Genomic DNA, 12,303 nt, shown 5'->3' with positions numbered 1-12,303 from the left:
GTTAAAAATAGAAACATCCTAAACGTATCATAAAGTTTGTACGAATGTAGGGGAGGGGAGTGATGTGATGTTTAATAAGTGCATAATTAAAGTATTTTTTCTAGTTAGTACATTTCTATTAATATCGGGATGTCAAAGTCAAAATGAAGATATAGTAATTGAAAAAAATCATAAAAAAATTACCGTATTAACAGGAAATGAAGAGGTTGTAACAAACGAGTTAGCCCTTGAGAAAATAGATCGTTATGAGGGTATTCGTGGGACGGATTGGTTGGATGAGGATACGATTTTAACTGAACAAAAAAATACGAAATTACCAAAATCAGTTATGACAGATAATGGTGATTATACTTATCACATTAATTTATTCTCATATGATCTAAACACGAACAAATCGAAAGTATTAGCTAGTGAGGAGCATGATCAAGTAGGGGCTGTTATTTCACCTGATAAAAAGCATATTTTCTATAAGCAAACAGAGGATGGAAATTCTGGTACAGGTTATATTATAAATTCTGAAGGAACTGGAAAGGTTAAAGTGTCAGAGCCGGATACCATTTATGCATTCGCGACAGAAGGACGATGGATCGACAATTATACAATCATTTATTCAACATTATTTAACCAAATGTATTCAGCTAATCTAAATGGACAAGTAAAAAAGATTGTTGCTAATTCTGATAAAGTTAATTTAATAAGAAAAAAATACAACGAGCAAAAAGTTGAATGGGTTATTTCATCTCCAGATCAAAAGCAATTCGCTATTGTTAGAAAAATTGCACCAACCAAAAGAGAGCTATTTATTACCGATGAAAATGGAAGAAAAACCGTATCTTTAGCAACTGGAACTCAAATTTTCGGTGCAGGTTGGTCGCCAAACTCTAAAACATTAGCTTTTTCCGTAATTTCGGAAGATAAGGGAGAAAGAGGATTATTCGTGATCGATGTCAAATCTAGAAAGATAACACAATTATCGACTGATTTAGACGAGATTGCTGGGCCAATAACTTGGAGTCCATCCGGTAAAAAAATATTGGTTTCTAAAGTGATGTTAAAAGATAATCTAAATGAATTTGTGGCATATGTATTAACGTTGAAAAATTAAGAAACGAAATAGTTTCATCTATAGAAAGTGAGAGTAAAGCTCACTTTCTCTTTTGTCACTTTAAGAAAGTATAAATTGGCAGAGAGGAGTCGTACTAAGGCGTCGTAACCAATTTTAGGAATAAAAAGTATAAGTGCAACTACGTTTCTGCCTTCGCTTATGCTCGTCAGTCGACGAGTTTTCTTTATCAATTATGTAAAATCTTTGTCTAAATGTAGTAGGGGAGGCTTAGGTATCCGTACTAAATAGAAATAGAATTTTTTTTATTTAACTAATAATCGAATATATATTTCTAGCAAAGATATTAAAAGGAGAAATATAAACATATGAGGAGTCGGAAGGATAAAAATACTGAAAAAAGAAATAGTAAAAAAATATTTATATGGATTATGATTTTAGCTCTATTTGGCTGTATTTCAGGATTTAGTTATTTTGTTTATAAGAAAGTTTATGAAGAAAGCAATTTAGTAAAAAACGAGACTAAAAATAAAGTAGTAGATAAACCAAAATCGATTAAAAAGCCAGCAATAAAGCCACCAGTTCAAAAGCCAGATAATAACAATACGGCAAAACCAGAAAATATAGAAACGACTATTAAAATTAGTGCAGCTGGCGATTTTACACTTGGATCAGATGAGGATTTTCAATATATTAATTCTTTTCCAGCAGAAGCCAATAAAAATGGATTAGCTTATTTTACAAAAGGGCTAAATAATATCTTTAAACAAGATGATTTATCAACTGTAAATTTAGAAACGACGTTAACGAATGCAAAAATAAGAGCAACTAAAACATTTCGCTTTAAAGGTAATCCTTCTTATGCCAAAATATTAACTTTAAGTGGTATTGAAGCGGTCAATTTAGCTAACAACCATAGTCATGATTATATGCAAAAAGGTTTTGAAGATACGATTAACAATTTGAAAAAAGAAAAAATAGGTTATTTTGGCTATAACGACCAATATGTAACAACGATTAAAGGTGTTAAAGTTGCTGCACTTGGTTATGAAGGCTGGAATGATTCACCTGAATTAAGGATTAAAATTAATAATGATATACAAAATTTAAGAAAAAATGGTGTGAAAATTATTCTAATCCATTTCCATTGGGGAATCGAGAGAGACTACGTACCGAATAGTACTCAAAAGAATTTAGCGCATTATGCAATCGACCATGGAGCGGACTTAATAGTCGGCCATCACCCGCATGTTGTTCAAGGAATTGAAGAGTATAAAGGGAAATTTATTGTATATAGTTTAGGGAATTTTATGTTCGGCGGAAATAAAAATCCAAAAGATAAAGATACATTTGTTTTCCAACAAATTTTTCATCTAAATAATGGAATACTCACTAATCAAAAAGAAATAAAAGTTGTTCCATTTTCAATTTCATCAGTATCTAGCCGAAATAATTATCAACCATTATTTTTAAAAGGCTCTGAAGAACAAAGAGTTAAGAAAAAAATAATTGATGTTTCAAATAAGATTCATGGTTCTAGTTGGACTCAATATGAAAAATAAAAAGATAAAAGAGAGCAATCCTTCAAAGGGTTGCTTTTTGTGTGTTGAAATATAAAATGGTCAAACATATTTTAAGTGAATCTTAATACTAATATAATTTTTTTGATCTAATTATGATTTTAAATGTTAAATTTTTGAGCGGTTTTATAATATCAACAAACTATAGTAATTATTTATCTTGAGATTTTAAAAATATATAAGAGCTAATTTTAGAAAAACAAGTTCAAATGATTATTATAATAAGTAGATGTTCGAACTTAATTGACTTACAAACTGATTTACAAGCAGTTTTGATACTCTAAGTAAAGGATATATAATTAGGTTTTTAGTGTAACCATTTTTTGTTGAATAAGTTGATTGGAATGAAAGGGGTGCTCGACTCCTATGGGATAAGGGGGAAGGCTTAGACCCCGCAGGCTAGCCGAGGAGGCTAAAGCATCTCGCCCCATGGAAAGCGAGCACCCCGTAGTGGAAGTCAACATCACCCTACTCCTTTTACGAAAATTTGGTAATTTAATTGAATAGGTTGTTTTTCAAAAGCGTGAGAGCAATCCATTAAAGGATGGACTTTTATACCAAAAGTTATAGGTAAAAGTCCTTATTTAAAAGGATAATGCTATTTTTTGGAAGGAATTTCTTCTTTTATAACGAATCAAAAGAATAACCTAATAGTAAGTTGATTGCCAAATAAAATTTAGGAGGAATAAGAAATGAATCTACAGTTTATTGAATTCCTTAGTATTATTTTCGTATCCTTGATTTTATCTGTTTGGTTAGAAGTTAAAATGCAAAATAAAACACACAATGGATTAGCTACAATGTCGATTGCATTTAATATTAACCTATTCATCTTAGGCATTGCGAGTATTTGGTGGATCCTTCATGCTAGTGATAACGCAGGTGTAATTTCAGGTATTCAGTTATTATTAGCAGCATTTTTAGGGATTTTTTTAATTAATATCGGAGTATTCTTCTTTGTTAGAAATAGGGTAGTTTCGTAAATTTATTATGCTCGATCAGGTTGTTTAGTTTAGAAAGACCTTAATTTAAATCTAGCATTACTCTATTATAAATGAGTAATGCTTTTTATTTTTGCAGTTTTAACAAATAGAAAAATGAGGAGAAATCATGGAATTATACACTAGTAAAATGACAGAATCTTACGCTACTGAAATTCTTAATTGGAGTTATGCTCCCCCTTACGATTTTTATAATAATGAATTAAGTCGAGAAGGACTAGATGAACTATTAAATAATCAGTATTTAGCAGTTATAGACCAAGATGAGAACTTAATCGGCTTTTATTGTATTGGTCAGTCAGCTCAAGTACCAAAAGGGAACGAGTTTGGTGTTTATGAAAAAAGGATGGTTGATATTGGATTAGGTGTTAGACCTGATTTAACGGGGAAAGGTTTTGGGAGTGAAATTTTCAGGTTTATTCTTGAAGGAATACATGAGACGACTAATCTTTCCACATTTAGATTAACAGTAGCTAAGTTTAATAAAAGAGCGATTCGATTGTATGAAAATTTTGATTTTAAAATGGAAAATGAGTTTTGTACTGAGCGTGCTGAATTTATAACAATGATCAGCGGAAACTAAATAGCCCCAGACTCTATTAAATTGTCTGGGGGTAATTTTAGCTCATAAACTCACTTACTATTAAATCATAACGGTATGGTGTAACTTCTTCATTGAATGAAAACACTGTATCTGCTTCCTCTTTATTTGTTATGAGTTCACCACGGGCAACTGCATGTAACGCTAATAGTTCATAAAGTGAGATACTATTCTTTTCAGTCATAGCTTCAGTTAGTATTGCTAAACTATTCGAATTACTTTTTGCGTTGTTATAGTACTCAATATTGTCTTGTAAACCTAAATCAGACCAAATAACTTTCTGTTCAAATGTGTCAAAAATTAGTGGAATACTTATTTTTTGATCATTTGCTAGATCGAAGCGATCCATTACAGTATTAGGTTCAAAGATTTTACCAGACTTGAAATCGTCTCGTAGCATCCACCCAGCAAAACAACTAGGTAAATTACAAAATGAATGATCCGAATAACTATTTACACTTAATACAACATAACGAATTCCATTATTTTTAAGAGAAGGAATATGGCAGTCTATAAACTCACTAGCCCCTTTAGGAGCACTTGTGAAATCACCACTGTGATAGCATTTAAGCTGTTTATTTTTTAGCTCATAGTAAGAGATATCACTTATATAATTAAAATTATCATCGTAAAATACTGCACTTAAATCAATATCGACAGTTCCAGTATGTACACCATTTACATCTCCTTCTTTCCAATAAAGAAAGAATCTAATTATATCTCCTTCACCAATCGGAATAGTGGAACCTCGAGGAATTGTTCTAAGTGACTTACTTGCCGAGCGTAATCCATTAGGTAAGGTAAAGTTACGATATGATTCATCAATCCATACTTTGCCAAGAGATTCTTTAACAGAAAAACGTACGTACAAAGTTTCTTTAACTACATTTAAAACATCATCGATTATAACTTCACTAAGTTTTGTTATTCTATTTTCAATTGCATAGAGTTTCGCAATATTTCCTTTAGGAAAAAAAGTGCGAATTCTTCTCTCATCATTTCGTTTATTAAAATGATTCCATAGACTCAATAGTACTGGAGTTGAAACATCCTTACAAACGATTGAAAACTGTGAAACAATATATTGTTGAACATTTTCTTCAGTAAATGAACGTAAAACAAAATCTAGTTTTCTAGCAAACTCACCAGGGCGTTTGATTAATTCATTTGTTAATTTAGTGAGATTTTTTTTACTTAAGTATTCAGTGATTTTACTTTGGTATGTACTTACTTTTTTTTCGTTTCTCAGGATATTAAATAAATTTTCAGCATGCGGAAAACGCTTCGAATATTCACCAGGATGTAGTTTTTCTCCAATTCTTATCCATACGTTTCGTCTTTTAACCATCTCCTCAATTGCATGAGGGATTTCATTTAATAATGAAAGGATTAATTTACGCTCTTTTCTACTAAATGAAATAAATTTAGTATTCATGCTTAAAGAAGGATCACCTTCACTTAATGCAACACAAAAACGTAAAATATCTGTTGCCGTTTTTAAATAATTTGCGATTTCATTTTCGCTTATTTTTTTAGATTGATACAATAGTTTGAGGACTATAACCATTTTTTCTTTTGATAAAAATAGTTCTGGTAATAAGTTTAGTGGTTTATTTTGAGCTAAAAGTACATATTGAATATCCTCAATGTCTTGGGACTTAAAAGAACCAGTACTATCAATTAATCTTTTAATAATTTGAATTAAATCATCTTGTTTTGCAAGATTAATTATTTTTAGATTTTTTTTATTTCTAAGAGGTGGTCGTTTTTTAATTAGAGTAAGTGGTTGAACACCAAATATATAATACAATAAGCTATTCATATATAATTCTGCTTCATCAATTTTCATTACGTCATTAGGAAAGTTTTTGTAAAAAGGAATGTGGTCAACATTATAGCCTAATTCATTAGTAATCGTTTCCTTGAAATCTATAAACCAAGCTATAAATTCTTGATCGTTCCATGTTTGTAAAATTTCAATAAGCTCAAGTGAAAAAGTATAACCGAACGCTTCAAGTTGCTTCAAGGCTGTTGCAAGTAATGGTTTTGGGAGGTTGTATTCTTGTTTTTCGATATAGAGGGAATTTTTTCTTCGGAAAAGGATGTTTGTTTGGTTCATGTAAGTCCTCCAAATATAATAATAAAAAAAACGAGGAAATTATTGAATCTAGAAAAAGTACTTAGAGTACAAACCTAATAGAAGGAAGATTCAATATAGCCTCGTAACCTTATCAATTCTGATAAGGAATACAGGAAAGAGACTCGCTAGATGAATTCTAATCAGTGAATGTAGAAGGAAGCTGAGTCATAGCCTGTTATATTAGTTTAGTATTTATGAAAACGTTTTGCAACAGAAAACATATTATCGTTGATTAGGAAAAATAACGTAATATAAATTAGTTTTCCGATTAATCATAATTTAATAATTTAAGGAAAAAATAAGTACGCAAAATTAGATTGACATAAAACTAAATGGTTGTATATAATTTCAAATATAACCAAAAGGTTTTATATTGACTTGAAAGAAGGATTGAAATGGGCGTACAAAATCAAGTTGAAGATATTAAACAAACTCTAATATATAATGCACCTATTCAAAAAGTCTGGGAGGTCGTATCAACATCAGAAGGTATATCTGCATGGTTCATGCCAAATGACTTTAAACCAGAAGTAGGTCACGAGTTTCATTTGCAAGGTCCATTCGGTGCATCACCTTGTAAAGTTTTAGAAATTGATGAACCAAATCGAGTATCGTTTACTTGGGATGTTGATGGATGGGTAGTATCGTTTATTTTAAAAGATTTAGGGAATCAAACTGAATTTACGTTAATCCATAGTGGATGGAAAGCAGCTGACGAAATTCTTCCAAAACCAAATCAAAAAAGTGGTATTGTCCGCGACAATATGAATGGTGGCTGGGCTGGTATTGTTCAGAAGCTTAAAAAGGTTGTTGAAAACTAGTGTCCAGTTCTGCACAAAAATATGACGTATTTCAAGCGATAGCCGATCCTACTAGAAGAGAAGTACTTAAATTATTAGCTAATAATGAATTGCCGATTTCAGAGATATCAAGTAATTTTCCGATGAGTCGAACAGCAATTGCAAAACATCTCCATATACTTTCAGAAGCTGAATTAATTAGTGGAAGAAAAGTTGGCAGAGAAAGAAGATACAGATTACAGCCAGAAGCATTTTTAGAGATTAAACAATGGTTATCATATTACGAGCAATTTTGGGCAAATAAATTATCTATCTTACAACATTTAGTTGAAAATAAAGAAGATCAAAGTATAAAACTAGTTAAATCAAATAAAGACAATAATGAAGAGTAATTTCAAAACGAATCTGAAATAGGTTCGTTTTTTTTACATAGACATTTTTCGTTATATCTATATAATAAACTAATGTGGCAAAAAATTATTATGAATGAATAGGATCATACTTGAGGAGTTAAGCAATGCATAAAGGTATATATATTTTAGCTATTGCAACATTTGTCGCAGGAACCGTTGAGTTTATTATTACTGGTTTACTGTCAATGATTGCAGGGGATTTACATGTTTCAGTTGGTGCGGTTGGTCAACTAGTTTCAATTTTTTCAGTAGTATTTGCATTTGGGGCTCCTATTTTTATAGCGATCACTTCAAAAATAGAACGTAAAAAATTACTATTAATCGCATTAACAGTATTTTTCTTTGGAAATATTCTTTCCATCATTAGTCCGAATTTCGCTGTATTATTAATTGCTCGTATTATACTTGCAGCAAGTTGCTCAGTTGTAATTGTTGTTTCAATAACGACTGCAGCAAACATCGTTTCTCCTGAAATTAGAGGTAGAGCAATTGGAGTTATTTTTATGGGAATCAGTTCTTCTCTAGTTTTTGGTGTCCCATTAGGTACAGTTATCGGAGAAAACTTCGGTTGGAGAATGACATTTGTTTTAGTCGGGTTATTAAGCTTATTAGCTATGTTAGGGATTTATAAATTCTTGCCGAAAGTTAAAGGTCAGCCTACAATCCCATTGATTAAGCAAGTTGCAACACTTAAAAATAAACGGATTTTATCGATTCAACTAATTTCATTTTTACAATTAACAGGACATTTTACAATTTATACTTACTTTACACCATACTTAATGAAAACGATGGGATTATCTACTAATATGATCAGTATTGTTTTACTAGTATTTGGTATGGCAGGAATTTTAGGTGGATGGTTAGGTGGTTGGTCTACTGATAAATTTGGTGGAAGTAAAACATTAGTGTTTAATTTAGGGTTATTAGCTATTTCTATTTTAACTTTAACATTCGCTCCTAGTTCAATTATTAGTTTATTTATTATAGTTGTTCTTTGGGGAACTGTATCTTGGTCAATTAGTCCAGCAGTTCAAGATAGTTTAGCGAGAGTGGCAAAAGATTCGGCTGATATTCAAGTTGGATTAAACAACTCTTTTTCTCATACGGGAATTGCTTTAGGTTCAAGTTTAGGTGGGATCCTAATTACTCAGTATGCAGTAACAATGAACGCATTAGTAGGAGGAGTTATTGTTATTTTTGCTTTATTTTCTGCGATTTATTCTTTTGCTCTAACAAATAAAGTGAAGGCAAGTACAAATTAATATAAAAAATGGGAGACGATGCGATTTTTATTGCATCGTTTTTACTAATTTATTTTTCAGAATTGGACATTCTATTAATGTAGTTTTGCGGCATTAAACTAATCTTAATTAGAAGGTGATTTGTATGGAAAATAAACCAGCACATTTTGATGGCAGCGGAATGAATGAAGAAGCATTAGATCAAAATTACCAACAAAAGGATTATCAAGTAACAGAAGAAATGAGAAATAACATAAGCGGAAATCCTTATTTTTTTGAGTAAGATTTGAAAGCGATACATTTGGTATCGCTTTTTTATTTACATTTTTTGAATTTGTCTATATTATTTAACTCTTTCATCAAATATGATTAAAAGAAAGAGGAGGGATAAAAATGAGTTCATTTGCAAAAACGCCCAAACCTCCATACTATGCTGTAATTTTTTGTTCTAAAAGAACGGATGGAGATAACGGGTATAGTAAGATGTCCGAAAAAATGGTTGAATTAGCATCAAGTCAACAAGGATTCCTAGGAGTTGAAAGCGCTCGTGATCAAGAAATGGGGATAACGGTTTCTTATTGGGATTCCTTAGATGCTATTAAGACATGGAAAGAGCACGCAGCTCACAAAGTTGCTCAAGAACGTGGAAAAAAAGACTGGTATGAATCCTTCGCATTAAGAGTGTGTAAAATTGAAAGGGATAATTTTTTTGAAATGTAGTAAATGTAGTGATTAAATTAAATGGTAGTTTAGATGTAAAAATATAAAATAATTGGAATAAATTTGAATGAAAATGATAGTTATTATCAATACTATAAATAAGAAAGGGCAACCTTCTAAATAGGTTACCCTTAAGACAATTACATTCCAGCTTCAAATGTATTACAATCTGTTTCAGCATTGTTTTTAGCTTGTTTCCCTTTATGGCTCACAACATAAATGGAATCTGCACTACATTTGTTTCCAGAAGCCCAAAATTTACAGTTATCAACTTCGCAAAGTACATCTTTTGCCATTATAAGACACCTCCCTTAATTTTATCATTTACATTAATAAAGGGATTGATACATCCATAATTTCTTTTTTTAATGTTTATTAATTCAGGTGAGAAACTCTATAAGGCAAGTTTAGACCTTATCTAAATACGGTAAGGTTTTTTTATATTGTGATCTCCTTGAACTTGGTTAAACATATTGGAAGTTGAATATAATAACTTTTAAAACCATATAAAGATTGGTGCTCATCTTTTTAAACAATTATTTAATTTCATAAAAGTTAAAATAAATAAATTTTTTACTTTCCAAAGTCAAAGTTCATCATGTATTCCTCTTTAACTTATACCTAACTTTCCAAATGGAAAACGGAAAAAGTTAAAATTGTATACCAAAACTAGGTATTTATGGTATAATTTCTTGTAAATCATACTAATTAAACTCTTTTGGTATACCAAGTTTAAGAGGAGGATGGTGATACAATGTTGAAGTATGTGTTTGGATTAGTAATCTTTTTATATTTATTTTCCTCTTTATTTCATTTGGATTTACAATTTGTTATTTCTTCTTTATGTGTCTTAATTGTTCTTTATACGATGTTTACTGTTAAATTGCTCGTTAGAACAATAGGAAGTATTTTCTTACTAATAGGATTTATTCTTCTTTGGAGAAGTAATGCCAGTTTAAAAGAATATATCCTTTCATTCGGTCCAATGCTGGATTTGCTTACCTTGTTTGCATTAATACCAATATTAGGATTTCCGGTTAAATTTGGAGGGTATGCAAAGGGGATTCAAACGATCATACAGAAAAAAGTAAAAACATCCGGTCAATTGTACATCATGACATCGGGAATATCTTACTTTTTAAGTATGTTTATGAATTTGGCAACTTTACCAATGACTTACTATTCTATTCAACCATCCTTAAGTCTGTTTTCTATAAAAAAAGAAGATCGATTTATGAGTCGAGCCATTACCCATGGATTTGCAATGCCTCTATTATGGGCTCCTATTACACCAATCGTAGGGATTGTTATTGACGTAACTGGGGTAAGATGGGTATCTATTTTGCCATATGTATTACCCTTAAGTATATTGGGGATTGTGTTAGATTGGGTATTGGCGTCAAGGAATTCACGGAAAAATGTCACAAAAGGACATAGAAATGATTTAGTAAAAGATGAAACTGCTGCTTCACTAGAAGGTGCGGTTACTCAAGGAAGAGTTTTTCATATTTTCATAGCAATTATTCTATTCAATCTCATCATATCGTTTGCAGAACATCTTTTTTCGTATTCTTTTGTTATTATCGTATCAATTCTAGTAATTCCGTTTGCTCTTAGTTGGTCACTTCTCATTAAGCAACAAAAAGCATTTTTACATAGTTTTAAGGAATATTTTCATTCCTATTCCTTTAAAATGAAAGACCAATTTTTTATCTTTTTGTCAGCTGGCTTTTTTATTTCCGTTGTAAAAGGTACGAATATAAATGAATCAGTGAATATAGCAGTCACTCATTTTAAAGATATTGTAGGACCAGAGGTATTTTTAATTCTATTACCATTAATTCCTTTAGCATTTGCGTTTACAGGGTTACATCCTGCAGTAACTTTGACGTTAATGGCAGAAGCCCTTGATCCACATAGCTTAGGTATTTCACCATATATTTTAACCGTGTCATTACTTGCCGGAGCTATTTCTGCGTTTTTAGTAGGGCCATATAATGCGACGATCGGATTAATGTCGAGCATCATTAAAGAAAGCTCCTTTAAAGTTTCGAATTGGAATATTCCATATACAATTAGTTATTTACTCATTGTTATGTTTTATTTGTTTGGTTTAGAGTGGCTTATTTAGAGGAATCGAAAGGACAACATTATGATAGTTGTCTTTTTTTATTTGTAAAATTAAGAAATAGCACTGGATCAGTGCTATTTCTATGTAATCTATACAGTTAATACGTCCGACTTCACTAATTTGGAATGCTGTGAGTCCTCGCTGTTTCCTTGAGCTTTTACTATTTCGTATAACTCTTCTAGTGCTGCTTCAATCGTTTCAAACGTCTCAAAGAATTTTACCCGAATATCATTCACGTACTCTTTTCCTTCATACTTTTCATAAAGTTTAATTTTAATATTGTCGTCTAACACTTCGGCAATTGTATATTTAGCTTTTAGTTCGTTGAAAAAGTAGAAGTGGTATGTTTCGATTGCCTTTAATCCCTCGTTATCTACAATAGTTTGAAACGTGTCTTTATTCGTCAAAACAATATACTTACCCATCTTTGCACACTCCTCATCTAATTATGTAGTATTGAGCATAAGGTATTTTGTATACCAAATTTCTATCCATAGTGTAATACAGAAAAAAATATTAATCAATATAATTTTCTGAATTTTTAATAAAAATGATGTACGTTTGTAAGAAAAAGTTTTTTTGAATGGACAATACAATTAATGTTAAAGAT

13 protein-coding genes are annotated in these 12,303 nt (G+C 30.9%); 10 read left to right on the top strand and 3 right to left on the bottom strand.

All coding sequences use genetic code 11. From position 1 onward, the window contains the following. Positions 1 to 64 precede the first annotated feature (64 nt). The 4 genes from ACFVR2_RS17000 to ACFVR2_RS16985 all read left to right on the top strand — a co-directional run bounded on the left by ACFVR2_RS17000 (position 65) and on the right by ACFVR2_RS16985 (position 4,227). Positions 65 to 1,105: a hypothetical protein gene (locus ACFVR2_RS17000; protein WP_387364121.1), complete on the top strand. Its 1,041-nt coding sequence runs from the start codon at positions 65 to 67 to the stop codon at positions 1,103 to 1,105. A gap of 326 nt (positions 1,106 to 1,431) precedes the next feature. Beyond that, positions 1,432 to 2,625, top strand: coding sequence for a CapA family protein (locus tag ACFVR2_RS16995; protein WP_387364118.1), 1,194 nt, complete (start codon positions 1,432 to 1,434; stop codon positions 2,623 to 2,625). A 710-nt stretch (positions 2,626 to 3,335) separates the two neighbouring features. Continuing rightward, positions 3,336 to 3,626 carry a hypothetical protein gene (locus ACFVR2_RS16990; protein WP_387364115.1) on the top strand — a complete coding sequence of 97 codons (291 nt, stop codon included), beginning with the start codon at positions 3,336 to 3,338 and terminating at the stop codon, positions 3,624 to 3,626. A gap of 127 nt (positions 3,627 to 3,753) precedes the next feature. Then, positions 3,754 to 4,227 (top strand): GNAT family N-acetyltransferase, encoded by a 474-nt coding sequence (locus tag ACFVR2_RS16985; RefSeq protein WP_387364112.1) that lies wholly within the window; start codon positions 3,754 to 3,756, stop codon positions 4,225 to 4,227. Between the two features lie 37 nt (positions 4,228 to 4,264). Here the strand turns inward: ACFVR2_RS16985 and ACFVR2_RS16980 are convergent, their stop codons facing one another. Continuing rightward, positions 4,265 to 6,364 (bottom strand): TerD family protein, encoded by a 2,100-nt coding sequence (locus ACFVR2_RS16980; protein ID WP_387364109.1) that lies wholly within the window; start codon positions 6,362 to 6,364, stop codon positions 4,265 to 4,267. Between the two features lie 416 nt (positions 6,365 to 6,780). Between ACFVR2_RS16980 and ACFVR2_RS16975 the strand changes: the two genes are divergently transcribed. The 5 genes from ACFVR2_RS16975 (at position 6,781) to ACFVR2_RS16955 (ending at position 9,562) form a co-directional block, all read left to right on the top strand. After that, positions 6,781 to 7,206 carry an SRPBCC family protein gene (locus ACFVR2_RS16975; protein WP_387364106.1) on the top strand — a complete coding sequence of 142 codons (426 nt, stop codon included), beginning with the start codon at positions 6,781 to 6,783 and terminating at the stop codon, positions 7,204 to 7,206. Beyond that, positions 7,206 to 7,577 carry an ArsR/SmtB family transcription factor gene (locus ACFVR2_RS16970; protein ID WP_129690585.1) on the top strand — a complete coding sequence of 124 codons (372 nt, stop codon included), beginning with the start codon at positions 7,206 to 7,208 and terminating at the stop codon, positions 7,575 to 7,577. Before ACFVR2_RS16975 ends, ACFVR2_RS16970 begins: the two co-directional genes overlap by 1 nt. A 125-nt stretch (positions 7,578 to 7,702) precedes the next feature. Then, positions 7,703 to 8,863 (top strand): MFS transporter, encoded by a 1,161-nt coding sequence (locus ACFVR2_RS16965; protein WP_387364101.1) that lies wholly within the window; start codon positions 7,703 to 7,705, stop codon positions 8,861 to 8,863. 124 nt (positions 8,864 to 8,987) lie between these two features. Continuing rightward, a complete protein-coding gene (locus tag ACFVR2_RS16960) occupies positions 8,988 to 9,125 on the top strand; it encodes a hypothetical protein (RefSeq protein ID WP_387364098.1) in 138 nt (45 codons plus the stop codon). A 110-nt stretch (positions 9,126 to 9,235) separates the two neighbouring features. After that, positions 9,236 to 9,562: an antibiotic biosynthesis monooxygenase family protein gene (locus tag ACFVR2_RS16955; RefSeq protein WP_387364095.1), complete on the top strand. Its 327-nt coding sequence runs from the start codon at positions 9,236 to 9,238 to the stop codon at positions 9,560 to 9,562. 140 nt (positions 9,563 to 9,702) lie between these two features. Here the strand turns inward: ACFVR2_RS16955 and ACFVR2_RS16950 are convergent, their stop codons facing one another. Then, positions 9,703 to 9,858, bottom strand: a complete 156-nt coding sequence (locus ACFVR2_RS16950; RefSeq protein ID WP_335408493.1) for a DUF1540 domain-containing protein — start codon at positions 9,856 to 9,858, stop codon at positions 9,703 to 9,705. Between the two features lie 458 nt (positions 9,859 to 10,316). Between ACFVR2_RS16950 and ACFVR2_RS16945 the strand changes: the two genes are divergently transcribed. Next, positions 10,317 to 11,693, top strand: coding sequence for a hypothetical protein (locus tag ACFVR2_RS16945; RefSeq protein ID WP_387364092.1), 1,377 nt, complete (start codon positions 10,317 to 10,319; stop codon positions 11,691 to 11,693). 89 nt (positions 11,694 to 11,782) lie between these two features. Here ACFVR2_RS16945 and ACFVR2_RS16940 read toward each other — a convergent pair whose 3' ends face one another. Then, entirely contained in the window at positions 11,783 to 12,118 is a 336-nt protein-coding gene (locus tag ACFVR2_RS16940; protein ID WP_069033298.1) for a hypothetical protein, read from the bottom strand. Between the last annotated feature and the right edge of the window lie 185 nt (positions 12,119 to 12,303).

Origin of the sequence: Gottfriedia sp. NPDC057991 (assembly GCF_042886615.1) — a bacterium.
Classification (GTDB): Bacteria; Bacillota; Bacilli; order Bacillales; family Bacillaceae_G; genus Gottfriedia.
Note: the sequence above shows the minus strand (reverse complement) of the source record. Positions and strands in the feature narration are given on the sequence as shown.